22 protein-coding genes are annotated in these 26,039 nt (G+C 69.3%); 12 read left to right on the top strand and 10 right to left on the bottom strand.

Annotated elements, in window-relative coordinates; all coding sequences use genetic code 11:
* Positions 1-13 precede the first annotated feature (13 nt).
* Together ACFXN1_RS03155 and ACFXN1_RS03150 are read right to left on the bottom strand one after the other, a co-directional pair.
* Positions 14-769, bottom strand: a complete 756-nt coding sequence (locus tag ACFXN1_RS03155) for a GntR family transcriptional regulator (protein WP_379401876.1) — start codon at positions 767-769, stop codon at positions 14-16.
* The gene (locus ACFXN1_RS03150; protein ID WP_379387206.1) at positions 766-1,116 is read right to left on the bottom strand and encodes a hypothetical protein; all 351 of its coding nucleotides are present in this window, start codon (positions 1,114-1,116) and stop codon (positions 766-768) included. The genes ACFXN1_RS03155 and ACFXN1_RS03150 overlap by 4 nt, the downstream gene beginning before the upstream one ends.
* A gap of 107 nt (positions 1,117-1,223) precedes the next feature.
* Between ACFXN1_RS03150 and ACFXN1_RS03145 the strand changes: the two genes are divergently transcribed.
* The 3 genes from ACFXN1_RS03145 to ACFXN1_RS03135 all read left to right on the top strand — a co-directional run bounded on the left by ACFXN1_RS03145 (position 1,224) and on the right by ACFXN1_RS03135 (position 5,941).
* Positions 1,224-2,189: a quinone oxidoreductase family protein gene (locus ACFXN1_RS03145; protein ID WP_379436033.1), complete on the top strand. Its 966-nt coding sequence runs from the start codon at positions 1,224-1,226 to the stop codon at positions 2,187-2,189.
* Positions 2,190-2,537: 348 nt separating this feature from the next.
* On the top strand, positions 2,538-4,340 hold the full coding sequence (tnpB, locus tag ACFXN1_RS03140) for an IS607 family element RNA-guided endonuclease TnpB (RefSeq protein ID WP_379436034.1): 1,803 nt from the start codon (positions 2,538-2,540) through the stop codon (positions 4,338-4,340).
* 215 nt (positions 4,341-4,555) lie between these two features.
* Positions 4,556-5,941: a hypothetical protein gene (locus ACFXN1_RS03135; protein ID WP_379436035.1), complete on the top strand. Its 1,386-nt coding sequence runs from the start codon at positions 4,556-4,558 to the stop codon at positions 5,939-5,941.
* A gap of 30 nt (positions 5,942-5,971) precedes the next feature.
* Here the strand turns inward: ACFXN1_RS03135 and ACFXN1_RS03130 are convergent, their stop codons facing one another.
* Positions 5,972-7,213 carry a PQQ-binding-like beta-propeller repeat protein gene (locus ACFXN1_RS03130; protein ID WP_379436037.1) on the bottom strand — a complete coding sequence of 414 codons (1,242 nt, stop codon included), beginning with the start codon at positions 7,211-7,213 and terminating at the stop codon, positions 5,972-5,974.
* A gap of 123 nt (positions 7,214-7,336) precedes the next feature.
* On the opposite strand from ACFXN1_RS03130, the gene ACFXN1_RS03125 reads away from it, so the two are divergent.
* Complete coding sequence (locus ACFXN1_RS03125) at positions 7,337-8,203, top strand: alpha/beta fold hydrolase (protein WP_379436038.1); 867 nt, start codon at positions 7,337-7,339, stop codon at positions 8,201-8,203.
* Between the two features lie 5 nt (positions 8,204-8,208).
* Here ACFXN1_RS03125 and ACFXN1_RS03120 read toward each other — a convergent pair whose 3' ends face one another.
* Together ACFXN1_RS03120 and ACFXN1_RS03115 are read right to left on the bottom strand one after the other, a co-directional pair.
* Entirely contained in the window at positions 8,209-9,438 is a 1,230-nt protein-coding gene (locus ACFXN1_RS03120) for an FAD-dependent monooxygenase (RefSeq protein WP_379436040.1), read from the bottom strand.
* A gap of 310 nt (positions 9,439-9,748) precedes the next feature.
* Entirely contained in the window at positions 9,749-10,702 is a 954-nt protein-coding gene (locus tag ACFXN1_RS03115; protein WP_379436041.1) for a TauD/TfdA dioxygenase family protein, read from the bottom strand.
* Positions 10,703-10,773: 71 nt separating this feature from the next.
* Here ACFXN1_RS03115 and ACFXN1_RS03110 point away from each other — a divergent pair, with 71 nt between their 5' ends.
* The gene (locus ACFXN1_RS03110) at positions 10,774-11,370 is read left to right on the top strand and encodes a helix-turn-helix domain-containing protein (RefSeq protein WP_379401867.1); all 597 of its coding nucleotides are present in this window, start codon (positions 10,774-10,776) and stop codon (positions 11,368-11,370) included.
* Between the two features lie 33 nt (positions 11,371-11,403).
* On the opposite strand, the gene ACFXN1_RS03105 is transcribed toward ACFXN1_RS03110, so the two are convergent.
* Entirely contained in the window at positions 11,404-12,045 is a 642-nt protein-coding gene (locus ACFXN1_RS03105; RefSeq protein WP_379401866.1) for a dihydrofolate reductase family protein, read from the bottom strand.
* Between the two features lie 88 nt (positions 12,046-12,133).
* Positions 12,134-13,120, bottom strand: a complete 987-nt coding sequence (locus ACFXN1_RS03100; RefSeq protein ID WP_379463473.1) for a heme o synthase — start codon at positions 13,118-13,120, stop codon at positions 12,134-12,136.
* Positions 13,121-13,506: 386 nt separating this feature from the next.
* Between ACFXN1_RS03100 and tkt the strand changes: the two genes are divergently transcribed.
* The 6 genes from tkt to ACFXN1_RS03070 all read left to right on the top strand — a co-directional run bounded on the left by tkt (position 13,507) and on the right by ACFXN1_RS03070 (position 21,141).
* A complete protein-coding gene (tkt, locus tag ACFXN1_RS03095) occupies positions 13,507-15,651 on the top strand; it encodes a transketolase (RefSeq protein ID WP_379436043.1) in 2,145 nt (714 codons plus the stop codon).
* 5 nt (positions 15,652-15,656) lie between these two features.
* A complete protein-coding gene (tal, locus tag ACFXN1_RS03090; protein WP_379436044.1) occupies positions 15,657-16,787 on the top strand; it encodes a transaldolase in 1,131 nt (376 codons plus the stop codon).
* Between the two features lie 2 nt (positions 16,788-16,789).
* Entirely contained in the window at positions 16,790-18,352 is a 1,563-nt protein-coding gene (zwf, locus tag ACFXN1_RS03085; RefSeq protein ID WP_379436046.1) for a glucose-6-phosphate dehydrogenase, read from the top strand.
* A complete protein-coding gene (gene opcA, locus ACFXN1_RS03080; RefSeq protein ID WP_379401861.1) occupies positions 18,349-19,257 on the top strand; it encodes a glucose-6-phosphate dehydrogenase assembly protein OpcA in 909 nt (302 codons plus the stop codon). Before zwf ends, opcA begins: the two co-directional genes overlap by 4 nt.
* Entirely contained in the window at positions 19,250-19,984 is a 735-nt protein-coding gene (gene pgl / locus ACFXN1_RS03075) for a 6-phosphogluconolactonase (RefSeq protein WP_379436047.1), read from the top strand. The genes opcA and pgl overlap by 8 nt, the downstream gene beginning before the upstream one ends.
* A 362-nt stretch (positions 19,985-20,346) precedes the next feature.
* Positions 20,347-21,141 carry a hypothetical protein gene (locus tag ACFXN1_RS03070; protein ID WP_379436049.1) on the top strand — a complete coding sequence of 265 codons (795 nt, stop codon included), beginning with the start codon at positions 20,347-20,349 and terminating at the stop codon, positions 21,139-21,141.
* Positions 21,142-21,200: 59 nt separating this feature from the next.
* On the opposite strand, the gene ACFXN1_RS03065 is transcribed toward ACFXN1_RS03070, so the two are convergent.
* Positions 21,201-22,250 (bottom strand): Lrp/AsnC family transcriptional regulator, encoded by a 1,050-nt coding sequence (locus tag ACFXN1_RS03065; protein WP_379436051.1) that lies wholly within the window; start codon positions 22,248-22,250, stop codon positions 21,201-21,203.
* A gap of 105 nt (positions 22,251-22,355) precedes the next feature.
* On the opposite strand from ACFXN1_RS03065, the gene ACFXN1_RS03060 reads away from it, so the two are divergent.
* Positions 22,356-23,519 (top strand): alpha-hydroxy-acid oxidizing protein, encoded by a 1,164-nt coding sequence (locus tag ACFXN1_RS03060; RefSeq protein ID WP_379436052.1) that lies wholly within the window; start codon positions 22,356-22,358, stop codon positions 23,517-23,519.
* A 4-nt stretch (positions 23,520-23,523) separates the two neighbouring features.
* On the opposite strand, the gene ACFXN1_RS03055 is transcribed toward ACFXN1_RS03060, so the two are convergent.
* Together ACFXN1_RS03055 and ACFXN1_RS03050 are read right to left on the bottom strand one after the other, a co-directional pair.
* The gene (locus tag ACFXN1_RS03055; protein WP_379436054.1) at positions 23,524-24,921 is read right to left on the bottom strand and encodes an amidase; all 1,398 of its coding nucleotides are present in this window, start codon (positions 24,919-24,921) and stop codon (positions 23,524-23,526) included.
* Positions 24,922-25,051: 130 nt separating this feature from the next.
* Positions 25,052-26,023 carry an alpha/beta fold hydrolase gene (locus ACFXN1_RS03050; protein ID WP_379436055.1) on the bottom strand — a complete coding sequence of 324 codons (972 nt, stop codon included), beginning with the start codon at positions 26,021-26,023 and terminating at the stop codon, positions 25,052-25,054.
* Positions 26,024-26,039 lie beyond the last annotated feature (16 nt).

The raw sequence follows: 26,039 nt of genomic DNA, 5'->3' as shown, positions 1-26,039 counted from the left end.
GCCGGTAGGCCGGTCAGCTGTCCTCGGCCGAGACGGTCATGTAGACCTGGTACCGATCGGCCCGGTACCAGGACTGCGCGTGCTCCACGGCCCGGTCGCGCGAATACGAGATCCGGTCGAAAGCCAGTAGCGGCGAACCGGTTTCGGTGCCCAGCCAGCCCGCGTGCCGCTCGTCGGCGGCCACCGCGCGCACGCTCTGCTCGGCCCGGTCGATCGGGCAGTCGTACTCGCGGGAGAACAGCGCGTAGAGCGACTGCGTCAGTTCGTGATCCAGCAGTTCCGGCAGCAGATCGGCGCGGTACCAGCCGTCGTCGATGGACATGGGTAGCCCGTCGGCCAGCCGCAGCCGAACCAGGTGGTACGCCTTGGTATTCGCGGTCAGCCCCAGCGCCGTCGCCGAGGCCGGGGGCGGCACCGCATGATCGGTGTGCAGCACCACCGTGCTCGGGGTGCGGCCCAGCCGGCGCATGTCGTCGGTGAACGAGGCCATGTGCAGCCGGGAACGGGCCACCCGCTCGGCCACGAAGGTGCCCTTGCCGGGGACGCGCGTGATGACGCCTTCGGATTCGAGCTGACCCAGTACCTCGCGCACGGTCATGCGGCTGACCCGGTAGTCGTCGCACAACTGGCGTTCGCTGGGCAGCATTTCACCGGGACGCAGATTCGCGCACAGGGTGGTGAGCGCCGAACGCAGTTGCGCTTGCTTGGTCACGCGCCCTGACACGTCGATCCGGTCCTTTCCGCCCCCGCCGGCTGCGGGCGCGGTCACTTCTCGTTGCGCGCCTTGGGGAATCGCTTCTGGTGTGCGACCCAGCCTGCCATCTTGGCCCAGTGGCCCTTCGCCGGGGTGACCTTGGAGATGAGCTCGCGGTCCCACTCCTCGGTCTCGGACAGGCCGTTCACGGTCTCCACGAGGGACTTGGCGGCCGCCATGGACCCGACGACGCGGTCACCCAGGACGCCGTCGGCGCCGACCAGGGTGATGCGGACGCCGACGCGGCCGATGGGCTGCAGCACCGCGGTCGCGGAACCGCCATGCTCGGCGACGAATCCCTTCACAGAATCCACGACGGACGGCGACAGCTTCTCGGATGCCGGGGCGGTGGTAGCGCTCATGCGCTGCAGTTTACCCACGGGTAATTCAGCGTCCATGAACCGCCGCACATCTCACACTCCGTGAGCCGCCGCGCGCCGCGTGGCGGCGGCGATGTAAGACTGACTCCATGCGCGCCATCCAGGTTTCCGAGCACGGCGGTCCCGAAGTCCTGCGGTACGTGGAGGTGCCGGACCCGCAGGCCGGGCCCGGGCAGTTGCTGGTGCGGACGCAGGCGAGCGGAATCAACTTCATCGACACCTACATTCGGACCGGGCGGTACCCGCAGGCGGTGCCCTACATTCCGGGATCCGAGGGCAGCGGTGTGGTCACCGCGGTCGGGCCCGGCGTCACCGAGTTCCGGGTCGGGGATCGGGTGGCGTGGGCGGCCGCGCCGGCCAGTTACGCCGAGCGGGTGGTCGTGCCTGCGGCCGTGGCGATTCCGGTGCCGGACGGCGTGGACGCGCCGGTGGCGGCGTCGGCGCTGTTGCAGGGTATGACGGCGCACTATCTGATCGAGTCCATCTACAAGCCCGAGCCGGGCGAGAGCGTGCTGGTGCATGCCGGAGCCGGTGGTGTCGGGCTGATCCTGACGCAGCTGCTGGCGGCGCGCGGGGTCCGGGTGATCACCACGGTGTCGACCGACGACAAGGAGAAGCTGTCGCGGGACGCCGGGGCGGCCGAGGTGCTGCGCTATGACGAGGACATCGCGGCGCGGGCGCGGGAGCTGACCGACGGGGCGGGCGTCGCCGCGACCTACGACGGCGTGGGCGCCTCCACCTTCGAGTCCAGCCTGGCCGCCACCCGGATTCGCGGCATGGTGGCGCTGTTCGGCGCGGCCAGCGGGCCGGTGCCGCCGTTCGATCTGCAGCGGCTCAATCCGCTGGGCTCGCTGTTCGTGACCCGTCCCACGCTGGCGCACTACACCCGGGATCGGGCCGAATTGCTGTGGCGCGCAGGCGACATCATGAACGCCATCGCCGACGGCACGCTGCACATCCGGGTCGGCGGCAGCTATCCGCTGGCGCAGGCCGAGCAGGCGCACCGGGATCTGGAGGGACGCCGGACCACCGGTTCGATCGTGTTGGTGCCCTGAGGTTTTCGTCAGTCGAGATCGCGGCCGGTGAGGCCGCGATTAACGAATCGGGTGAGGGCGTCCACGGCCTGCTCGTCGGTGAGCGCCAGGCCGCCCTCCTCCACCGCCTACAACAGGCCGGTGGCCGCCATGACCATCATCGCTAGGCTGGCGTCGGCGGAGCCAGGTAGGCGCAGGCCGGGGGCGAAACCGTCGAGGTGATGGACCACCAGGAGAATCTCGAGCCCTCTGGCAGTCTGTGTCGTTTGGTGTTGTTCGATGCCGTTTCCTATGTGAATTTGTGAATGTCATTGGCGTGTCCTCTGTTTGGGTTACCGTGTCGCGGCCAGTTTGCCTAACCTCGAACACGTGAGCGAATCCGGGTCCGCGCCTATGCCGTCCAGTGAGACTGCGGGGACGACGGTGTCGGCCTACCGCTTCGTATTGGAGCCGACGTTCGACCAAGAGGAGGCGTTGCGGTCGCATTGTGGCGCAGCACGTTTCGCCTACAACTGGGGCATTCGCAAGGTTCTCGCCAATTGGAACCAGCGCCGCGCGGAGGCCTCCTACGGCATCCCCGACGACGAGTTGACTCCGTGGATCGACCTGTCTGCTTATGGTTTGCGCAAGGCTTGGAACGCGGAGAAGGAGCGTGTCGCGCCGTGGTGGCGTGAGAACAGCAAGGAAGCCTACGCATCCGGGCTGGCGCAGCTGGCCGACGCGTTCGCAAACCACCGCAAGTCCAAGCGGGGCACCCGATCCGGGCCGCCGATGGGCTTGCCCCGTCACAAGAAGAAGCATGCACGGCAATCGTTTACCGTCACCACCGGCTCCTACGGTCTCGACGACGGGTACCGTCGCGTGAAGATTCCCCGTATTGGGTCCGTCCGCACCGGCGAATCGACCCGGAAACTGGGGCTGCGCTTGGCGAACGAGACCGCGCGGCTGGGGTCGATGACGATCTCGTACTCCAGGGGACGCTGGTGGGTGTCGTTCACCGTGCGTCTGGTGCACTCCGACCGGCAACCGGTCCACCCCGATGCCCGGGTCGGAGTGGACTTGGGGCTGAAGTGCCTTGCAGTTACCTCACAGGAGGTGCCCGGTGTTACCGATGCAGAGGGCAGGGTCGCGAATTCGCGGCACTATCAGCGAGCGCAACGGCACCGATGTCGCCTGGCCCGCGCGTGTGCCCGTCGCCGCGGGCCCGACCATCAGCGCGGGGTGGCGCCGTCGAAGCGGTGGCTGAAGGCCAACGCCAAAGCTGCCCGGCTCGAACATCGGGTTGCGGCGATGCGTCGCGACGGTGTGCACAAACTCACGACCGCGCTGGCCTCCCGTTGCGGGGTCGTCGTCGTGGAAGACCTCAATGTGGCTGGCATGCTGAAGAATCGGCGTCTTGCCAAGCACATCGCCGACGCTGGGTTCGGTGAGCTGCGGCGCCAGCTGGGCTATAAGACCCGCCGCCACGGCGGCACACTGGTGGTGGCGGATCGGTTCTATCCCAGTTCCAAGACCTGCTCGTCGTGTGGGTTCGTGAAAGCCAAACTGACCCTGTCCGAGCGGATATTCGTCTGCGGTCGATGCGGACTCGTGCTCGATCGTGATCTCAACGCCGCCAGAAACCTGGCGAAGTTGGCGTCCACGCAGAGTTGCGGCGGGACGGTAAACATGCCCGATGGAAACCGTGTCAGACCCGGCTCGCCGGGCAGTGGTACCGCCACGGGAAGACCCGAAACCGCGGTTGCGGGCCGACCCTGCCTGAGCAATCAGGCAGGTCACGGGACACGACAATCCGTGAACGGCACCCACCAGCTCGACATCAGCTACCGGGACACCGGCGACGACGCGGCAGGGCTCCGGGCCGGCGATCGCGCCCCCGACGCACCCCTGGTCGATGCCAACGGAAAGACCGTGCGGTTGTTCGACCTGTTCCGCGGTCCCCACGCCACGCTGTTGCTGTTCGGCCCGGACACGACCGCCGATCAGGCCGGATCCCCCGCGACGGACCTGCGGACCGTGCGCGTGGTCCGGTCGGAATCCGCCTCCGGCAATGGTGAATTCACCGACGCCGCGGGGGACGCGCGGCGGGCCTACGATGCGGCCGACGGCAGTTGGGTGCTCGTCCGCCCCGACGGATATGTCGGATCCCGTAGCACGCCTACCGATCGGTAACTGCCGGAGTTCGCATTCCGGGCGTATCGGGGCGAAAGCCCCTGGGATCCCGAGTCCCGGGCCGACCGTGCAGAATGATCATGCTGCCGCGCAAGACGATTCGCTGAGACCGTACATTTTCGGCCACACGAGGGTGCCGCGACCCCGTAAGGTGGTCGCGGCGAGGGTTCGGGCGGCCGGCAGGTAGAGGCGCATCGGTCAGAGGTGGTTCTGGGATGTTGGTGAAGGTCCGTAACGACGATCCGTCGCGGCTGTCGAGCACCGAACGCACCGTGGTGAACTGGCTCAAATCCTGGAGCGGGCCGCACGCCGTGCCCGGTATCGCGGTCGTGCAGTGCCAGGACGCCGATGTGGTGGTGTGGACGCCGCAGACCTGCGTGGTGGTCGGCGTGCACGGTTTCACCGAGCGGGTGACCGGAACCCTGGCGTGCGCGCAGGATCAGCCGTGGACCGTGGACGGCAAGCCCGCACCCATCGACGGGGACGCCGATCCGCTGGAGCGGGTGCGCCGCCAGACCGTGGACCTCGCCGGGCAATTGCGCTCCGCACCGGGACGCGAGCATGTACCGGTCAGCGGGCTGGTGCTGCTGGTGCCGCAGCTGGGCAGTCGCGTGAAGCTGGAGAAGGGCGCGCTGCCCGCCGGTATCGACGTGCTGATCGGCGACGGGCCGTCGTCGCTGCGGGCCTATTTCACCACGCTGGCCGAGGGCGCCAGGGCGTCGTGGGATGCGGGACAGGTCGGGCAGGCGCTGGGGTCGCTCGGGTTCGCCGCCGCCGCAACCTATTCCGACCTGGTGTCGGAGGGATTCCCGGTGCCGGACTCGGCACGCGACGCTCCCCTGCCGTTCGCGAACCGGCCGACCGAGGTGATGGTGCCGTCGGTCCCGTCGGTGCCCGTCCATTCCGGCGAGGGCACGGGCGGGAGCGGCCCGGCCGAGCCGGGACCCGCTGCCGAATCTGCGAGCGGCGGTGATCGTCCTGTCGTACAGCAGGATCCGGCGCGCCGCACCGGCGGAGGCAGTGCCGCCGCGGCCGCGTTCGCGGGTGCCACCTCGGCGACTGCGGCCGAGCGGGCCTACCGCGCGCTGGCGGGCAGGTCCGAGCCGAAGGCGCCGAGCCGGGGCACGCCACCGCCTCCGACACCGATCCCGGGCGCGGCCCCGGCCGGGCGGCCGACGCAGTCCGCGCCGACCCAGCCCCTGCCCGCGCCGCCCGGTGCGCCGCAGTTCGGGCAACCGCCGCAGCCGCGTCAACCCGCGCCGCCGGGTTTCGGGCCGGGCCCCCAGTCCTGGCCGCAGCCCGGTCCTTCCGGTCCGTCGCAGGAGCGCGAGAGGTTCCCGCTGTGGAACGAGCGGCAGGCCACGAGCGGGACCGGGAAGAAGCGGCGCAAGGATCTGCCGATCATCGGCGGCCTGGTGCTGGCGGTGATCATCCTGGTCGTCGCCATCGCCTGCACGGGCCGGACCACGCCGTCGCCCAGCAAACAGCAGTCGCCGCACTCCACGGTCGTCCAGGCGACCACCTCGACGCACTCGGTGGACCCGACGCTGCCGTCGACGACCATCGCGCCCGCCTGTTTCCCGTTGCAGCCCTGCAACTGACCGCTCCCTGCGCCGGAATCCGGTGCGGGGCTACGGAAGCCGGAAGGTCTCCACGCCGGCCGTGGTGCCGAGGATGAGCACGCCGTTCCCGACCGCGGGGGTGGCGAAGTGCGGAACCGGCCCGGTTCCGTACTGGGCGAGCACCTTTCCGGTGGCCGGGTCGAGGGCGTAGAGCATGCCGGCGTGCCAATCGGTCGCCCAGACGCGCCCGGCGGCGACCACCGGCGGGCCGTTCGCGGGAGCGGTGGTGCGCCACAGCACCGTGGCAGCGCCCGGGGCGGTCACGCGAATCGCCATGGTGCCGTTGGCACACGGCAGGTAGGCCACATCACCCGCGGCCGCGGCCGGGCCGAAGGCGCGGCACCCGGTGAAAGCCGGTGCGGCCGAGGAGATTCCGCCCAGGTGTGCGGGATCGAGAACGTAGCCGTCGCCGGATTTCCCGGCCATGACCAGGCGGCCCTGGACCAGCACCGGGTTCATGCTGCCCAGATCGTGGTCGGCGGCATTGTCCTGGGCCCAGCCAGCGGGGGCGAAGAAGTCGGTCCGGCGCAGGTCGGGGGTCAGGCCGATGACCGAGTCGGTGTCGTCGTAGGCGTCTCCCGGTTCGGCGTCGCCATTGCCGACCGAGTAGTACAGGAGCCCATCGGCTTCGGCCGCCGCGCCGGGCGCCCAGATGCCGCCCCGGCCGGTCGTCGAGGCCCGGTACCACTCGACCGTGCTGGTCGAAACATCCACGGCGGCAACCGCTCCCGTATAAGTGCCGCAGTCGCCGTAGTTACCGCCGAAGGCGGCGTAGACCCGGCCGCCGCGCACCGTCAGGGCGGGACGTTGCAGCGTGGCGGGCGGATCGCTGAATGGCGGGTCGACGGGAACGCGGAGGGTGACCGCGCCGGTGCCGGAATCGAGGCCGTAGAGGGTCTTGTGCGCGCCCGCGGATTCGGCGACGACGTAAAGGCGGTGTGTCGCATCGTCGTACGCCGGCCGGCCGGTGATGCCGACCGGGTCGATGTCACCGCACGGGAGGTCCGAACCCGCGATCGGGTCGGCGAGGTGGGTGCGCCACCGGACGTCGCCGTTGGCGATCGCGTAGACCGAATCGTTCTCGGTGGCAGCGAAGACCGTGTCTCCGGCCACGATCGGCTGACCGTAGACGGCGCCGTCGAGGGTCATGGTGGTGCCCGCCGGGGGTGCGGTGGTCGCCGGGGGCTTCGTGGCCGAACCGCCACACGCGGTCGCCGACAGGAGCACTCCGCAGAGCCCGAGCGCTGTCATCGTGTTCCGAATTCCGTGCGCCATCATCACCGCTCATTCGTCGGCCCGGCTGTACTCCGCCATCGTGACACACCGCCGCGGAGCCACCGATGAATTCCGCCACGCGGTACCGTCCCTACCGATATGACCGAACACATCCTCGAAACACCCGAAGCCGATCTCGCCTACGACCTGCTGGGACCCGCGCCGTCCGCGAGCGCGCACCGGCCGCTCATGATGATCGGCCAGCCCATGACCGCCGACGGATTCGCCACGCTGGCTTCGTATTTCCCGGAGCGGACCGTGATCACCTACGACCCGCGCGGGCTCGGCCGCAGCGTCCGCAAGGACGGGCGCACCGACAATTCGCCGACCGTCCAGGCCGAGGATGTGCACGCGCTGATCACCGCGCTCGGCGTGGGCCCGGTGGACCTGTTCGCCAGCAGTGGCGGCGCGGTCACCGCGCTGGCCCTGGTCACCGCACATCCGGACGATGTGGCCACACTGGTGGCGCACGAGCCGCCGATGATCCCGGTGCTGCCCGACGCGGCGGCCGCCGAGCGCGCCCGCGCCGCGGTCCGCGACGCCTACCAGGCCAAGGGATCCTTCGCGGGCATGGCGGCGTTCATCGCCTGGACCTCATGGCAGGGCGAGCTCACCGACGCCTACTTCGCCCAGCCGCCGGCCGATCCGGCCATGTTCGGCATGCCCACCATCGACGACGGCACCCGCGACGACCCGCTGCTGTCGGAAGCCTCCTGGGCGGTGACCGACTATGCCCCCGATGTCGCGGCGCTGCAGGCGGCGAGCACGCGGGTGCTGATCGCCGTGGGCGAGGAGTCCAAGGGCGTCTTCACCGGCCGCACCGCCGAGGCCACCGCGGCCATCCTGGGCAGCAGCCCGATCGTGTTCCCCAGTCACCACGGCGGATTCACCGGTCCCGACGGCGGCTACCCGGGGCAGCCGGAGGCCTTCGCCGACCGACTGCGCGAGGTCCTCGACGAGAGCTGACGGGCTCAGGCATAGTCCGGTAGCGGATATTCGCCCTGCTTGCCGATCAGATGGGTGAGCAGGGCGCGCACCGGGTGCAACGGTCGCGACACCAGCACCCGCATCAGGATCTGCATGATCGCTACGCCGCGGCGGGTTTCGGGATGGCGGAGCCGCACCGATTTCTCGGTGCCCTTCTGCACCTCGGTCACCAGCGGCCGCAGGGTCTGCTCGTATCGCTCGAAGGCCCGCTCGAAATCCGCAGGCGCGCTGAGGAGTTCACCCGCGAGCAGGTACGCGCCGATCAGTGCGAGCGCGGTGCCCATACCGGTCATCGGCGATCCGCAGTAGGCGGCGTCGCCGAGCAGCACCACCCGGCCCTGCGACCAGCGCGGCATCCGGACCCGGGCCACCTCGTCGAAGTAGAAGTCGGGCGCCGCGGGCATGGCGTCCAGAATCGCCGGAATCACCCAGCCGTGACCGGTCAGCCGTTCGCGAATCAGGTACTGCTGCATCGTGATATCCCCGCGCAGTGCGGGATCGGCGGGTACCCGGGTGGAGAAGATGGCCATCGAGGTCGCCGGATCCGGATCGGGCCGCAGTGCGACCATGCTGCCCGGCACGGGCAGCAACCCGACCCAACCGGTTTCCAGACCGGTGCCCGGCGGCGTCCGAATGGTGAAGAAGGCGATGTAGGCCCCGAGATACTCGGAGTACCGCTCCTCCGGGCCGAACACCCGTTCCCGCAGGGCCGAATGCAGTCCGTCCGCGCCGATCACCACATCGAACTCGTCCGTCGCGCCGGAGGCGAACCGGACCTTCACCCGGTCGCCGTCCTGCTCCAGCTCCTCGACCCATTCCCCGTATCGATAGTCGAGTACCCCGGATTCCGCAGGCAGACCGGCGATCTCGTCGAGCAGCACCTGATTGAGCTCGCCGCGGGCGATCTCGATATCGGCGACGGGCCCCTCGCCGCCGAACATCTCCGCCGGCATCCGGGAGCGCTGCCGGCCCGCCTCGTCGACGAACACCATCCCCCGCTCGTCGAGCTGCCGCTTGCGGATCCCGGGCATCAGCCCCATCCGCTCGGCCACCTTGCGGCTGGGCCCGCGCAGGTCGACGGCCTGCCCACCCGGGCGCGGGACCGGCGCCCGCTCCACGACGGTGACGGCCGTCCCGCCCCGCAACAGCTGCAACGCGACCGCGTTCCCCGCGATCCCGCCGCCACACACCAGAATTCGAACCGGCCGAGACATGCCGAACCCTCCCTCGTAATTCGGTGAAGCCGACGTTCCAGGAGTCGAGCCAAGTCAGTGTTCCAGCGAATTCCGAATCGGATCAATCGATTATCCGCCGCTCCCCTCGCCACACCGGCGCCGGCCACCCCTCGGGCGTGCCTGTCTCCGCGGGCTGCTACTGGACTTCGGGCGACTCCCAGTGCCCAGGGCCAGGTGGGATGGTCGACGCGAAAAGCGAAGGGCTGCTATCGGTTACATGCTCAGCGAGTCGTCCGGGAGGCCATCCGTACGGTCGCCCGTCGCACCCTCCGGCGGGCGACCTCGGCGGTCAGCGGCTGGGGCGTGGGCCGATGATGGAGGCGCGCTCCATGATCCGCACCTGCGGCCAGTAGTCGCTGGCGGCGTAGTGCTGGACGGCACGGTTGTCCCAGAAGGCGACCGTGTGGGGCTCCCAGTGCAGGCGGACCTGGTGTTCGGGGGCGTCGGCGGTGCGGCACAGGCGATCGATGAGGGCGCGGCTCTCGTCGAGGTCGAGGCCGTGGATGTGGTCGGCGAAAACGCGGTTGACGTAGAGGTGTTTGCGACCGGTGACCGCGTGTGTGCAGACCACGGGGTGGCGGACCGCCGGATGCTCCGCGCGCATCTTCTCCCGCTGTTCGTCGTTGAGCGTGTGGCCGAAGGCGCGAGTGAAATCGTGGACGGCGTCGAGGGTTTCGATGCGTGCGCGGGTCTCGGCGTCGAGTGCGTCGTAGGCGGCGTACATGTCGGCGAACAGGGTGTCGCCGCCGATCGCGGGAACCGAGATCGCGTGCAGGACAGCGCCCATCGAGGGCTGCTCGCGCCAGGTGACGTCGTGATGCCAGGCATTCTCGAATCCGCTGACCTGAGCGCTCTTCTCGAAGCGGACGAGCTCGGGGCAGCTGGTGTTGGAGGGGATGAAGGGGTGGACCTCGAGCTCGCCGAAGCGGCGCGCGAAGGCCACGTGCTGCTGCGGGGTGAGCGGCTGGTCACGGAAGAACAGCACCTTGTACTCGTGCAGCGCCCGCCGCACCTCGGCGATCACCGCGTCCGGTTGCTCGCGGGTCAGATCGACGCCGGAGATCTCGGCGCCCAGCGTGGCACCCACCGGGCGGACGTCGAAACTCTGCCAGCGCAGCCCGGCCAGCCGGTCGCGTTCGGCGGCGAGGTGGGTGAACGGGCCCGACCACACCGGATATCCAGGGAGCTGAACGGTTCGGGGCGCGAAATCGGCGGCGGGGTCTTTGTCGGCGATCACAGTCATGACGGTCTTCCTTCGCTGATCGAATGGACTGTAGTCAATTGACTACACCTGATGTGCGCTACTGTAGTCGCATGACTACACCCGCCGCAAGGACTTCCTCGGACGAAGGCGGACCGCTCGGGCGCGACGCCGTCGTCTCGGCCGTGCTCACCCACGCCGCCGACCTGTTCGCCGAGCGCGGCCCGGCCGCGACCTCCATCCGCGATATCGCCGACCGGGCCGGGGTCAACCACGGATTGGTCTTCCGCCACCTCGGCGCCAAGGACAAAGTGGTGACGGCCGTGCTCGATCACCTGGCCGCCGAAACCGCGGCACTGGCCGCGGCGGGCGCGCTCTCACCGGACGACCCGCGCCTGCGCCGGCACTGGAGTGTGCTGGCCCGTGCGATCCTCGACGGCTACCCGGTCGGGCAGATGCAGAGCCGGTTCCCTGTCATCGAATCCCTGATCGATCAGGCTCGGACGCAGCACGCCGACGACCGGGACGCCGCCATGGCCGTCGCGAATGTGGCCGCGTTCATGCTCGGCTGGCAGCTGTTCGAACCGTTCCTGCGCAATGCCGCCGGACTCGACGACATGCCGACCGAGCAACTGCGACGAGCCGTCGGCACCGAGGCGGCGGCGATCCTGCGCGGTCCGCTCCCCCGCCCCGGCACCGCGAGTGAATGAGCCGGTGCGCGAACAGGCCCTGCGCGCCCGCGCCTATTGCCTGGTGAACCAGAGGTGGGTGACGGCCCTGGTACTGATCAGGTCCGACAGGCGGTAACCGGGCAGGGTGCCGAGGTCCTGGAACAGCCGTTCGCCGGACCCGAGCAGGATCGGGACCTGCACCACGTGCAGTTCGTCGATCAGGCCCGCCGCCAGGAACTGGCGTATTGTGCCCGCGCCGCCGCCCAGGCGGACATCCTGACCTCCGGCCGCCTCGCAAGCCTGCTTCAGGACGGCTTCGGGGGTGTCGGAGACGAAGTGGAAGGTGGTGCCGCCCTGCATCGGAAGCGCAGGGCGGGGGTGATGGGTCATGACGAAGGTGTCGTGGTGATATGGCGGATTGTCGCCCCACCAGCCGGTCCAGGAGTGGTCGGGCCAGTCGCCGCGGATCGGGCCGAACATGTTGCGGCCCATGATGGTGGCCCCGATACCGCGGTCTCCCGCGGCGAGGAGATCGTTGTCGGCGCCGAGGTCGCCGCCGCTCTCGCCGATCATCTCGCGGCCGTATCGGGTCCGGAAGACCCAGTCGTGCAGGCGTTCACCGCCGATCCCCAGCGGGGCGTCGGGGCCCTGCTCGGGTCCGGCGGCGAAACCGTCCAGGGAGACGGCGAAATTGTGGACGCGAAGTTTCGGCATGACGCGGTCCTCTCGGGTGAGTGGGCGGCGGTTCCGCCCCTACCCTGTCATCGAACGGCCGGGAGCCGGATCGACACGCGCGTCGGGATCAGCCGAAGAGGGTGTGGCCGATGGTGTGCCAGCCGAGCACCGAGTCGACGGCCAGGCCGCAGAACACGACGGCCAGATAGTTGTTGGACTGCAGGAACAGTCGCAGGGGCTTGACCGATTCGCCCTTGCGCACACCGGAGTACAGCTGGTGGGCCATGAGCAGGAACCAGGCGCCGGCCACCAGCGCGACGGCGGCGTAGATCACACCGGCGGCGGGGACCAGGGCGAGGGTGGCCAGGACGGTCAGCCAGGTGTAGATGACGATCTGCTTGGTGACCGTCTGCTCGGTGGCGACGACCGGGAGCATCGGCACGCCCGCGGCCTTGTAGTCCTCCTTGTACCGCATGGCGAGCGCCCAGGTGTGCGGCGGCGTCCAGAAGAAGATCACCAGGAACAGCACGATGGCGGGCCAGCCGATGTTTCCGGTCACCGCGGACCAGCCGACCAGGGCGGGCATGCAGCCGGCGGCCCCGCCCCACACCACGTTCTGCGAGGTCCGGCGCTTGAGGCCGAGGGTGTAGACGAAGACGTAGAACAGGATGGTCGCCACGACCAGCGCGCCCGAGAGCAGATTGGCCTGCCACCACAGCCAGGCGAAGGAGGCCAGGCCGAGGGTGACGCCGAAGACGAAGGCATTGCGGGTGGGTACGGCCTCGCGGGCCAGCGGACGCTTGGAGGTCCGCTTCATCACCTTGTCGATGTCGGCGTCGGCGACGCAGTTGAGGGTGTTGGCGCTGGCCGCGCCCATCCAGCCGCCGAACAGGGTGACCAGGATGAGCCGGATGTCGACGTGGCCGCGGTCGGCCAGCAGCATGGTGGGAATCGTTGCGACGAGCAGCAATTCGATGACCCGGGGCTTGGTCAGCGCGATGTAGGCGAGCACCCGCCTGGCCGCCGCCGACAGCGGGCCGCTGCCCGTGACACGGTCGGCGAGCACCGCCCCGGAGGAGCCGTGAGCGCCACCCGGCTGTTGCCCAATCCCCACTGTTTCTCCTCGCACGCCGTGCATTATCCGATCCGGTCTGGAACTAGCAGCGCGCTCTGCCGATCTCCAGACACAGCCCAGTGCGGCGCGGCCACTACTACAGAGCATGGTAGACCCACGGCGACCATGCTCCCGACCAGGTCCACCCCGGCGCGGCCCGAGACCGGTTCGCGATGCGTACACCGGGCAGTCACGAACAGGTCCGGGAAACGCCACGAACCAGAGACGCGGCGGGCAGTGATTGCGGGTTCCCGTATGACCACGAAACGCCGCCCTTTAGGGTGGTTGTAGATCGGTGCGGCCGCGTCGCACCCGGATCGAACGCAGCGAATCCCCCGCCGCCCACAACCGCATCGTTTGACGAGAAGGTCAGGAGAACCTCGGTCGTGTCAGTCACAGACGACATCCGCGCGCTCACTCAGCCGAACCACCCCACCGACTGGACCGATCTGGATACCAGAGCCGTCGATACGGCGCGGGTCCTCGCCGCCGATGCGGTCCAGAACACCGGCAACGGCCATCCGGGCACCGCGATGAGCCTGGCCCCGCTGGCCTACACGCTGTTCCAGCGTGTGATGCGGCTGGATCCGAGTGATCCGGCCTGGGCGGGCCGCGACCGTTTCGTGCTCTCCTGCGGTCACTCCAGCCTCACCCTGTACATCCAGCTGTACCTGGCGGGCATGGGTCTCGAGCTGACCGACCTCGAGCACCTGCGCAAGTGGGGTTCACTGACCCCGGGTCACCCGGAGTACCGCCACACCGACCATGTCGAGATCACCACCGGCCCGCTGGGCCAGGGCCTGGCGTCGGCGGTCGGCATGGCGATGGCGGCGCGGCGCGAGCGCGGGCTGTTCGATCCCGAAGCGGCACAGGGCAAGTCGCCGTTCGACCACTTCATCTACGTGGTGGCCTCCGACGGTGACATGGAGGAGGGCGTCACCTCCGAGGCGTCCTCGCTGGCGGGCACCCAGCAGCTGGGCAACCTGATCGTCTTCTACGACGACAACAAGATCTCCATCGAGGACGACACCCGCATCGCCTTCACCGAGGACACCGCCGCGCGCTACCGCGCCTACGGCTGGCACGTGCAGACCGTCGAGGGCGGCGAGGACGTGACCGGCATCGAGGCGGCCATCGCCGCGGCGCAGGCCGTGACCGACAAGCCGTCGATCATTCTGCTGCGCACCATCATCGGCTACCCGGCCCCGAACAAGATGAACACCGGCTCCTCGCACGGCGCCGCGCTGGGCGCCGAGGAGGTCGCGGCCACCAAGAAGATCCTGGGCTTCGACCCGGAGAAGAGCTTCGACGTGGACGGCGCGGTCATCGCGCACTCGCGCGGCAATGTCGCCGACCGCGCCAAGGCCGTGCGTGCCGTCTGGCAGGAGCAGTACGACGCCTGGGCCGCCGCCAACCCGGAGAACAAGGCGCTGTTCGACCGCCTGCAGGAGCGCCGTCTGCCCGAGGGCTGGGCCGAGACCCTGCCGACCTACGAGGCGGACCCGAAGGGCATGGCCACCCGCAAGGCTTCCGGCAAGGTGCTCGCCGCGCTGGCGCCGGTGCTGCCGGAGCTGTGGGGCGGTTCGGCCGACCTGGCCGAGTCCAACAACACCACCATGCCGGGTGTGCCGTCGTTCGGCCCGGAGTCCATCTCCACCGGTGCGTGGAAGGCCAACCCGTACGGCCGCACCCTGCACTTCGGTGTGCGTGAGCACGCGATGGGCTCGATCCTGAACGGCATCGCGCTGCACGGACCGACCCGTCCGTACGGTGGCACCTTCCTGGTGTTCTCCGACTACATGCGCCCGGCCGTGCGCCTGGGCGCGCTCATGCGCACCCCGGTCACCTACGTGTGGACCCACGACTCCATCGGCCTCGGCGAGGACGGCCCGACCCACCAGCCGATCGAGCACCTCGCCGCGCTGCGCGCCATCCCGGGCCTGAACGTGGTCCGCCCCGGCGACGCCAACGAGACCACCTACGCCTGGCGCACCATCCTGGAACGCGATAGCGCCGAACGGCATTCGCACTTCCTGGTCTCCGAGCCGCCGCACCAGGACGGCCCGTCCGCGCTGGCCCTGACCCGCCAGGACCTGCCGATCCAGGAGGGCACCAGCTACGAGGGCGTCCGCAAGGGCGGCTACATCCTGGCCGAATCCTCCACCGCCGCACCGCAGGTAATCCTGATCGCCACCGGTTCGGAACTGCAGCTCGCCGTCGAGGCGCGCGCTACGCTCGAGGCACAGGGCGTCGGCACCCGCGTGGTGTCCATGCCGTGTGTGGAGTGGTTCGACGCGCAGGAGCAGTCCTACCGCGACGAGGTCCTCCCGCCGTCGGTGCGGGCCCGCGTCTCGGTGGAGGCCGGTATCGCGATGCCGTGGCACCGTTTCACCGGTGACGCCGGTGAGAACGTGTCCATCGAGCACTTCGGTGCCTCGGCCGACTACAAGACGTTGTTCCGCGAGTTCGGCATCACCGCCGATGCCGTCGCCGCCGCTGCCACCCGCTCGCTTGCCAAGGTGAAGGGATAGTCCTCATGACCCAGAACGCGAACACCGCGGCCCTGTCGGCCGCCGGGGTTTCGGTGTGGCTGGACGACCTGTCGCGTGATCGCATCAAGTCCGGAAACCTCCAGGGCCTGATCGACTCTCGCAATGTCGTCGGTGTCACCACCAACCCGACCATTTTCCAGGGCGCGCTCTCCAAGGGCCACGCCTACGACGAGCAGGTCACCGAGCTCGCCGCCCGCGGGGCCGATGTGGATTCGGCCATCCGCACCATCACCACCGATGATGTGCGGGCCGCCTGCGACGTGTTCGCCGAGGTCTTCGCCGCGAGCAACGGCGTCGACGGCCGGGTTTCGATCGAGGTCGACCCGCGCCTGGCCTTCGACACCGACGGCACGGTGGCCCAGGCCATCGAGCTGTGGAAGATCGTGGACCGGCCCAACCTGTTCATCAAGATTCCTGCCACCGAGGCCGGTCTCCCGGCCATCACCCGGGTGATCTCCGAGGGCATCAGCGTGAACGTGACGCTGATCTTCTCGGTGCAGCGCTACATCTCGGTGATGGGCGCCTACCTCGACGGTCTGCGCAATGCCGCGACCGCCGGGCACGACATCGCCAAGATCCAGTCCGTCGCCTCGTTCTTCGTCTCCCGCGTGGACACCGAGATCGACAAGCGTCTGGAAGCCATCGGCACCCCGGAGGCGCTGGCATTGCGCGGCAAGGCCGGAATCGCCAACGCGCAGTTGGCCTATGCGGCCTACCAGGATGTGTTCGACGGCGGCAAGCACACCGACGTCTACGCCAAGCTGGCGTCGGCGGGCGGCAACAAGCAGCGCGCGCTGTGGGCCTCGACCGGTGTGAAGAACCCGGAATACCCGGACACCATGTACGTCACCGACCTGGTCGCCCCCGACACGGTGAACACGCTCCCGGAGAAGACACTCGAGGCAGTCGCCGACCACGCCGAGATCGTGCCGAAGGCGGCCGTCGGCAAGGCGGCCGAGGCGCAGGCGATCTTCGATCAGCTGGTCGCGGTCGGTGTCGACCTGGACGACGTGTTCGGTGTGCTCGAGACCGAGGGCGTCGACAAGTTCGTCGCCTCCTGGCAGGAACTGCTCGCGGCCACCACCGAAAAACTGCAGGTCGCGGGAGGAAACTGACGGTGGCAGGCGCGGCGACGACGGTCGCGACGCCGAACCCGCTGCGCGATTCACGCGACAGCCGGGTTCCGCGCATCGCTGGACCGTGCAACGTGGTGATATTCGGCGCAACCGGCGACCTGTCGCGCCGCAAAGTGCTGCCGGCCATCTATGACCTGGCGAACCGGGGGCTGCTGCCCCCGGGCTTCTCGCTGGTCGGCTTCGCGCGCCGGGACTGGACCGATGAGGACTTCGCGAACCTGGTTCACGAGTCGGTGTCCTCCTCGGCGCGCACTCCCTTCCGGGAGGAGGTGTGGCAGCAGCTGAAGGCGGGTCTGCGTTTCGTTCGCGGCACGTTCGAGGACGACGCGGCCTTCCACAAGCTGGCCACCACCCTCAAGGATCTGGACCGGGATCGCGGGACGGGCGGCAATACCGCCTTCTACCTGTCGATCCCGCCCAGTGACTTCCCGATCGTGCTCGAACAGCTGTCGAAGAACGGACTGGCCAAGCCCTCGGATTCGCCTGCGGGACAGCCCGATCCGTGGCGGCGGGTGGTGATCGAGAAGCCCTTCGGGCACGACCTGAAGAGCGCCCAGGAGCTCAATGCCCTGGTGAACACGGTGTTCCCGGAGCGGTCGGTGTTCCGCATCGACCACTACCTGGGCAAGGAGACGGTGCAGAACATTCTGGCGCTGCGCTTCGCCAACCAGCTGTGGGATCCCATCTGGAACGCCAACTACGTGGACCATGTGCAGATCACCATGGCCGAGGACATCGGCCTGGGTGGTCGCGCCGGCTACTACGACGGCATCGGCGCGGCCCGCGACGTCATCCAGAACCACCTGCTGCAGCTGCTGGCGCTGACGGCCATGGAAGAGCCCGTGAGCTTCCAGCCCAAGCAGCTGCAGATCGAGAAGATCAAGGTGCTCTCGGCGACGAAACTCGTCGAGCCGCTCGACGAGACGACGGCGCGCGGCCAGTACACCGCGGGCTGGCAGGGCAGTGAGCCGGTGGTGGGCCTGCTGCAGGAGGAGGGTTTCGACCCCAACTCCCGCACCGAGACCTACGCGGCCATCACCCTGGCCGTGGAGACCCGCCGGTGGGCGGGCGTGCCGTTCTATCTGCGCACCGGAAAACGGCTGGGCCGCCGCGTCACCGAGATCGCGGTGGTGTTCAAGCGGGCACCGCACCTGCCGTTCGACCAGACCATGACCGAGGAGCTCGGCCAGAACGCGCTGGTCATCCGGGTGCAGCCGGATGAGGGCATCACCATGCGATTCGGGTCCAAGGTGCCCGGGTCGTCGATGGAGGTGCGCGACGTGAACATGGACTTCAGCTACGGCGAGGCCTTCACCGAGGACTCCCCCGAGGCCTACGAGCGGCTCATCCTGGACGTGCTGCTCGGGGTGCCGTCGCTGTTCCCGGTCAACGAGGAGGTCGAATTGTCCTGGCGCATCCTCGATCCCGCGCTCGTGCACTGGGCCGAGACCGGCAAGCCCGACCCGTACGAGGCGGGCGGCTGGGGCCCGGAATCCGCCGACGAGATGCTCGCGCGCAGCGGGCGGGAATGGCGGCGGCCGTGATCATCGACATGCCCGACACCGACACCCGCGAGGTGTCGAAACGTCTTGTGCAGCTGCGGGAATCCAATGGCGTGGTGACCATGGGGCGGGTACTCACCCTGGTGGTGTGCACGCTGGACAGCTCCGAGGCCGAGGACGCCATCGACGCCGCCAACGACGCCAGCCGGGAGCACCCGTGCCGGGTGATCGTGCTGGCGCGCGGTGACCGCATGGCTCCGACCCGGCTGGATGCGCAGATCCGCGTCGGCGGGGACGCCGGGGCGGCCGAGGTGATAGTGCTTCGGCTGCAAGGGGATCTGGTGCCGCACGAGTCGAGTGTGGTGATCCCGTTCCTGCTGCCCGACACCCCCGTGGTGGCGTGGTGGCCGCGGGGCGCGCCGGAGTTCCCGTCCAAGGATTCGGTGGGCCGCCTGGCGACCCGCCGCATCACCGACGCGACCTTCGCCTCGGATCCGCAGGAGACCATCAAGGGCCGGCGGCAGTCCTACGCGCCCGGCGACACCGATCTGGCCTGGAGCCGGGTCACCTACTGGCGGGCGCTGCTGGCGGCGGCGCTGGACGAGGCTCCGTTCGAACCCGTCGAGTCCGTGACGATTTCGGGCCTGCAGGAAGAGCCGGCGCTCGACATGCTGGCGGGCTGGCTGGCCGCGCGGCTGGACTGCCCGGTATTGCGGCGCACCGGCGAGCTCAAGGTGGAGATGCACCGGCCCACGGTGTCGATCTCCATTGCGCGTCCACAGCACGGCCGCACCGCGACGCTCACCCGGACCGGGGAACCCGACCAGAGTTTCGCGCTGGCCCGTCGCGAGACCAAGGACTGCCTGGCCGAGGAACTGCGCCACCTCGACGCGGACGACATCTACGCCGAGGCCCTCACCGGAATCGAAAGGGTGACCTATGAGTAAGCCCGCCGTCGAAACCTTCGCCACCACCGACGAACTCGTCCAGGCTGCGGCCGCGAAGTTCGTCGCCCAGGTGGTGGAGGCGCAGCGTCTGCGCGGCTCCGCCTCGGTGGTCCTGACCGGTGGTGGCACCGGTATCGCCCTGCTGGAATGGGTCCGCAAGGCCCCCGGCGACATCGACTGGTCCAAACTCGACGTCTTCTGGGGCGACGAGCGTTTCGTCCCCACCGGCGACGCCGAACGCAACGAACTCCAGGCCCGCCGGGCCCTGCTGGACCACGTCCCGGTCGACCCGGCCCGCGTCCACCCCACCGAGACCTCCAGCGGCGACTACCCCGACCCGCTCGAGGCTGCCGGCGAGTACTCGGCCACCGTCCACGCCCACCTGGCCGAACACGGCGCCTTCGACCTGCACCTGCTGGGCATGGGCGGTGAGGGCCACATCAATTCGCTGTTCCCCCACACCCCCGCCACCCGCGAGGAACACGAACTGGTTGTGGCCGAAACCAATTCGCCCAAGCCACCCGCGGTCCGCATCACCCTGACCCTCCCCGCCATCCGCAAGTCCCGTCACGTGATGCTCATCGTCTCCGGCGAGGCCAAAGCCGCCGCGGTTGCCGCCGCCCTCAACGGCGCCTCCCCCCTAGACATCCCCGCCGCCGGCGCCATCGGCACCGAATCCACCACCTGGCTCCTCGACGAATCCGCCGCCGCAGATCTAACGAGCTGAACAGGCACTGGCCAACGAAAGGGGCGGACTCGCAACGAGAGTCCGCCCCTTTCGTCTTGTCACCGGTCTCGCCCGGATAAGAGCAGCCCGGCGCCGCTCCTCGATCGCCGGAGAAGCTGCTCAATCGTCGGTGAATTCGACGATGCTCACCGGGAACGGCAACCGCCGCTCGACCTCGGACCATCGCGACCGGTCGCTGGTGATGATCTCTCCAGCCAGGTAGCGAGCGACCGCGACAGTCCGCGCAGGTGCGAGGCGTGTAGGGCGCGCGGATTCGGGTAGTCCTGTACTCGCGATCTCGAACTGGCGCAGTCATAGCGTGGAGGCTCGGAGGCCGAAGGGTTCGGCGCGAGGGGAATGACATGATCGACATCATTACTCTGCGGGGTACCGGGGAGCAGCGGAACAGCGATGGGACGCCGGCGGGCATGCTGCACGATGTCGCCAAGCTGCTGGATACGGGGAAGTTCCGGTGTTTCGAGCCGGATTGGCCGGCTTCGATCGGGCCGGATCCGGATACGTGGGGGCCGTCGCTGGATACCTCGGTGCGCCTGGGGGTGGCGGCGGGGGTCAAGGCGTTGCAGGATTCGCCGAATGTGTGTGGGCTGATGAGTTATTCGCTGGGTGGGATCGTGGCGAGCACGATTCTGCAGGGCGTGCGCGCGGGTATCTACACCAATGTCGACGGGTCGCCGTTGGAGATCGCGTTCGTGGTGAATATCGCCAATCCGATGCGGCGGGCGGGGCAGTCGGTCGGGAATCTGTGCCCGGCAACGACGTACGGGCTGCACGGGCAGCGGGGGGCGTGGCCGCTGGGGATGGATGTGCGGGAGTACGCGAATCCCGGCGACATCATCACCGCCTCCCCCGCCGATTCGCCGCTCCGGGCCATCGATACCGCGATTTCGCCGTTCTCGCTGGTCGAGGGGGCGCGGATCGGAAATCTCACGCCGGTGATCTTCCACGAGCTGCTGGAGTTCCTGATGCAGAATCCGGTGGCGAACCTGGATCGGTACGAGGCGGCGGTGCGGGGGCTGATCGGGTATCTGACGCCGTGGCCGGACGGGCAGCACGTGCTGTATTCCGGGCACAATATGCCGGGCACGGGCATGCTGTGGACGACCCATGCGGCGGAGTACCTCAACGCGAACTTCTGAGACGTCTCAGCCGACAGCTGGCGTCCACTTGCCGGGCGCCGGTGATAGATTGCCGGTTCTCAGTGCGAATCACCCTGTGCCGGTGCAGTTTCCCGCCAGATGTCGGGCGGCACCACAATACGGGAGCGGCCGTGGCGGTCGAGGATGCGGCCGAGTAGTTTCTCGTGCCGCAGGGTGATGGTGCGTTCGGTCACGACGAGCTCGGGATGCAGTGTGGCGATCTGGTTTTCGAAGCGGGTGACCTCGGCGACCGAGTGCAGTCCGGCCTGCAGCACCAGATTGTGGGTGCCGCTGATGGCGGCGCAGTTGCGGGTCTGCGGGAGCCGGATGAGCCCGTAGCCGATCTCGGGCAGCGCGGCGGTGGGCGCGGTCGCCCAGAAGGTGACCGCGACCGGCCAGCCGCCCAGCGGGCGCGCGAAATCGCAACGGAAGCTGAGCAGTCCGAGCCGGGTGAGCTCGTCGATGCGGCGTTTGACGGTGGAGGCGCTGGTGCCGAGGCCGGCGGCGAGGACGCTGTGCGCGGCACGGCCGTCGCGGGCCAGTGCGCCGATGAGGGCCCGGTCCAGCGGGGTGACGCGGCGGCCGCGGTCGGCCCCGGCCGGGGCGGGCGGGGTGCGCAGCTGGTCGCGCTGGCCGGGGGCGAGGGCGTCGATGCGCCAGCTGCCGCCCTCGGCGAACCAGTGGGTCACGATGCGGGTGCGCACGGCCGCGATGTGCGGGACGGCCGGCAGCACGTCGAGGGTGTAGCGCGACATCTGCCCGAAATCGCCGGTGGCGACGGTGGCGAGAATGCGGTTACTGCCGCCCGCGCGTTCCAGGGTGAGCATGTGCGGGTGCACGGCCAGGGTGGCGACCACCGCGTCGGTCTGCCCTGCGGCGCAATCGATGTCGACGAAGGCGGCGCACAGCAGATCGAACACCGCCGGGCCGGGTGAGACGCTGATCCAGGCCTCGCCGCGGTCACTGAGCCGTTGCCAGCGGCGGGCCACGGTCACCGGGTCCGCGCCGAGCACCCGTCCCAGGTCGGTCCAGGAGGCGCGGGGCCGCAGCTGCAGGGCGTGGATGAGCGCCAGCTCCTCCTCGGTCAGCAATCTGACGTCATCCTGCACGGTCCGGCACCCTCTGCTCGTATCCTGCGATTCACCCGTGTCCGATGCCAAGTCTCGCACAATCGCAGTGTCGCTTTCGGCAGAGACGGAACTGGAGAGTGCGTCGTGGCATTCGGTGATTTTCAGAACGAGATCTACTTCAACGGGTTACGCGGGGTGGTGCCGGCGCTGCCGGTGAGCTTCGCGGAGCTGGCCGAGCGGGCGCAGGCGGCGCTGCCGCCGTCGGTGTGGTCGTATGTGGCGGGCGGCGCGGGCGACGAGCGCACCCAGCGGGCCAATGTGGCGGCGTTCGATCGGTGGGGCGTGATTCCGCGCATGTTCGTGGGCGCGAAGCAGCGTGACCTGTCGGTGGAACTGTTCGGAAGCACCTGGCCCGCAGCGGTTTTCATGGCGCCGGTGGGTGTGATCGGCCTGTGCGCGCAGGACGGGCACGGTGATCTGGCGACCGCGCGGGCCGCGGCGCGCACCGGCGTCCCCATGGTGGCGTCCACGCTGAGCGTGGATCCGATGGAGGACGTGGCGGCCGAATTCGGTGACACCCCCGGCTTTTTCCAGCTCTACACGCCCACCGACCGGGATCTGGCCGCCAGCCTGGTGGAGCGGGCCGAGCAGGCGGGGTTCAAGGGCATCGTGGTCACCCTCGACACCTGGGTGACCGGCTGGCGGCCGCGCGATCTGTCCACCGGTAATTTCCCGCAGCTGCGCGGGCACTGCCTGGCCAACTATTTCACCGATCCGGTGTTCCGGGCGAGCCTGGCGCAATCGCCGGAGCAGGATCCGCAGTCGGCCGTCCTGCGCTGGATCCAGGTCTTCGGCAATCCGCTGACCTGGGCGGATCTGCCGTGGCTGCGCTCGCTGACCAAGCTGCCGCTGATCGTGAAGGGCATCTGCCACCCCGAGGACGCGCGTCGCGCCCGGGATCTGGGCGTGGATGGCATCTACTGCTCCAATCACGGTGGCCGCCAGGCCAATGGCGGGCTCCCGGCGCTGGACATGCTGCCCGAGGTGGTGGCCGCCGCCGAGGGGCTGCCGGTGCTGTTCGATTCCGGGGTGCGCTCGGGCGCGGACATCATCAAGGCGCTGGCGCTGGGCGCGTCCGCGGTCGGCATCGGCCGCCCCTACGCCTACGGGCTGGCGCTGGGCGGCGCGGGCGGCATCGTGCACGTGCTGCGGACGCTGCTGGCGGAGGCGGATCTGATCATGGCGGTGGACGGGTATCCGGCGCTGAAGGATCTGACGCCCGAGGCGTTGCGCGCGGTCTCGGTCTAGTTCGTCACTGCTCGATGCGGCGGAAGGGGTGGGCCGATTCGAGGGCGTAGGCGAGTTCGAGCAGGGTGCGTTCGTCGCCGTGGAGGGCGGAGAACATCACCCCGATGGGGAGACCGGACTCGGATGCGCCCATCGGGAGCGAAAGGGCCGGGGCCCCGGTCACATTCGCGAACGGTGTGTAGGTGACATAGTCCAGCAGGCGGCGGAACACCTCGTCGAAGGGCTGACCGGGGCTCAGGTAGCCCAGGCGGGGTGTGAGGCTCGCCAGCACCGGGGACACCACGAGTTCGACGTCGTGGAAGGAGGCCGCGTAGGCGCGGCGGAGGCGCGAAAGCCGGTACAGCACAGCGGGTGAGCGCAGGGCGGAGCCGCGGAAGCGGGCGGCCAGGCCACGGGTGAAGGGATCGAGGCGGGCGGGGTCGAAGGACCAGCCGAAGCTCAGTTTGCCGGTGTGGCTGCCCAGGAAGGCCAGCATCGCCCAGTAGGTGGCGAAATCCTCGGCGAAGCCCCGGTCCACCGGGTAGGGGATGGGCCGCACCTCGTGGCCGAGGCCCTCCAGCAGCGCGACGGTCTCTTCGAGGACCGTGCGAATCTCCGGGTCCAGGGTTGCCCCGGTGATGGGATCGCTGAGGAGGCCGATACGCAGCCGCCGCTGGGCGGGCCCCTCGACGAGCCCGATCGGCGGCAGCGCGGGATTGCGCCAGAAGCGTTCGGCCGCCGCGAAATAGGTGGCGGTATCGCGGACCGTGCGGGTGAGCACGCCCTCGGAGACCAGGTTGATCGGCATGGAACGAGCCTGCGGGCCGTCGATGTGCCGGCCACGCGTCGGCTTCAGGCCGACCAGCCCGCAACAGGCGGCAGGAATCCTAATGGAACCGCCACCGTCATTACCGTGCGCGATCGGCACCGCACCCGCCGCGACGAGGGCGGCCGAACCACCCGACGAGGCGCCCGAGGAGAACCCGGTGTCCCACGGATTGGGGGTCGGTTCGGCATCGACGAATTCGGTGGTGGCGTTCAACCCGAACTCGGGCAGGGTGCTCTTCCCGAGCACGGTCAGACCGGTGCCCAGGAACTGTTTCGCGAAGGGTCCGTGCGCCTTCGCCGGCCGGGCCCGCCAGGCCGCACTGCCGTGCTGGGTCGGCAGCCCGGCCACGTCGGTGTTGTCCTTCACGAAGGTCGGCACGCCGTACAGCAGCGCCTCCCGATCCCCCGAGACCAGCGGCGTATCCGCCTCCACCACAACCGCGTGCAACACCGGATCCACCTGGGCAACTCGCTCGCGGGCCGCCTTGGCAACTTCGGCCGCACTCAACTCACCGCTGCGGATCAGCGCGGCAATGGCCACTCCGTCATGCTCGCCGAGCGCGTCATTGCCGAAAGCGTGAACTCGAACTGCCATGAACCGGGCCTCCTGATAGACAACACCCGATATCTGCCTGACGGTACGCCCCTCACTGGACGCACGAACAGCAGGATCCTCGAATCGGCCGGTGACCGGGCAGGGTGTCCCGGGCCACCGGTCGAGTCGGTTACGCCGGGAGGCCGAGGCTCTTCAGGGCATCGGTGAGGAAGGTGTTGACCGCGTCGGGGCGCTCGAGCTGGACCAGGTGGCCCGCGGCCGGGACCTCGACGACCTCGCGGAGGTCGGGGACGTTGGCGCGCAGGGTGGCCAGGGGGTCGCGGCCGCTGAAGCCCTCCATGTCGGGGTCGTTCTGGCCGTAGAGGAAGAAGGTGGGGACTTCGACCTTGGCGTCGGCATAGGCGGCGGTGAGTTCCCAGTTGCGATCAAGGTTGCGGTACCAGTTGAGGCCGCCGGTGAAGCCGGTGCGCTCGAAATCCTGGACCAGGGTGTCGAATTCGGCTTCCGAGAGCCACGGCCAGGGCAGGGCGGGCGCCTGCGGGAGGACGTCGAGGTAGCCGAGGCCGGGCGGGTTCTTCCAGGTGTCGAGGTAGTGGTAGTCGCCGGAGAGCGAGTAGTAGACGCGGGCCAGGAAGCCGCGCGGGTCCGCGGCGAGTTCGGCGTCGGCGATGCCGGGGGTCTGGAAGTAGGACAGGTGCAGGAAGTGGCGTTCGGCCGCCTTCGTCCAGAAGGCCGACGGGGCGCGCGGCGGGCGCGGGGCGAACGGGTTGTTCAGGACCATGGCGGCGGCCACCCGCTCGGGGGCGCGCAGGCTCAGCTCCCACACCAGCTGCGCGCCGAAGTCGAGGCCGACGAAGACCGCCCGCTCCGCGCCGATGTCGTCGAGCAGGGCCATGAGGTCGCCGATGACGGCGGCGTTGGTGTAGGCCTCCGGGTCGGCGGGCGCCTCGGTGCGGCCGTATCCGCGCAGGTCGGGGGCGAGGGCACGGTAGCCGGCCGCGGCGACGGCGTCGAGCTGGTGGTGCCACATGAACCAGGTGTGCGGAAACCCGTGACAGAAGACGACCGGGAAGCCCTCGCCCTGATCCGCGACGTGCATGCGGACCTCCCCGGTGTCGATCGTCCGATGCGTCAGTTCCACTCCGCCTCCAATTTCT

This window comes from Nocardia sp. NPDC059154 (genome assembly GCF_042755705.1).
Lineage (GTDB): Bacteria > Actinomycetota > Actinomycetes > Mycobacteriales > Mycobacteriaceae > Nocardia.
The sequence above is the reverse complement of the archived record's forward strand: the minus strand, read 5'-3'. Positions and strand labels throughout refer to the sequence as shown.

Bases quoted from the DNA above. Each gene is read 5' to 3' on its own strand.
- ACFXN1_RS03150 (WP_379387206.1), bottom strand. From the start codon at position 1,116: ATGAGCGCTACCACCGCCCCGGCATCCGAGAAGCTGTCGCCGTCCGTC.
- ACFXN1_RS03145 (WP_379436033.1), top strand. From the start codon at position 1,224: ATGCGCGCCATCCAGGTTTCCGAGCACGGCGGTCCCGAAGTCCTGCGG.
- ACFXN1_RS03135 (WP_379436035.1), top strand. From the start codon at position 4,556: ATGTTGGTGAAGGTCCGTAACGACGATCCGTCGCGGCTGTCGAGCACC.
- ACFXN1_RS03130 (WP_379436037.1), bottom strand. From the start codon at position 7,213: ATGACAGCGCTCGGGCTCTGCGGAGTGCTCCTGTCGGCGACCGCGTGT.
- ACFXN1_RS03125 (WP_379436038.1), top strand. From the start codon at position 7,337: ATGACCGAACACATCCTCGAAACACCCGAAGCCGATCTCGCCTACGAC.
- ACFXN1_RS03120 (WP_379436040.1), bottom strand. From the start codon at position 9,438: ATGTCTCGGCCGGTTCGAATTCTGGTGTGTGGCGGCGGGATCGCGGGG.
- ACFXN1_RS03115 (WP_379436041.1), bottom strand. From the start codon at position 10,702: ATGACTGTGATCGCCGACAAAGACCCCGCCGCCGATTTCGCGCCCCGA.
- ACFXN1_RS03110 (WP_379401867.1), top strand. From the start codon at position 10,774: ATGACTACACCCGCCGCAAGGACTTCCTCGGACGAAGGCGGACCGCTC.
- ACFXN1_RS03105 (WP_379401866.1), bottom strand. From the start codon at position 12,045: ATGCCGAAACTTCGCGTCCACAATTTCGCCGTCTCCCTGGACGGTTTC.
- tal (WP_379436044.1), top strand. From the start codon at position 15,657: ATGACCCAGAACGCGAACACCGCGGCCCTGTCGGCCGCCGGGGTTTCG.
- pgl (WP_379436047.1), top strand. From the start codon at position 19,250: ATGAGTAAGCCCGCCGTCGAAACCTTCGCCACCACCGACGAACTCGTC.
- ACFXN1_RS03070 (WP_379436049.1), top strand. From the start codon at position 20,347: ATGATCGACATCATTACTCTGCGGGGTACCGGGGAGCAGCGGAACAGC.
- ACFXN1_RS03055 (WP_379436054.1), bottom strand. From the start codon at position 24,921: ATGGCAGTTCGAGTTCACGCTTTCGGCAATGACGCGCTCGGCGAGCAT.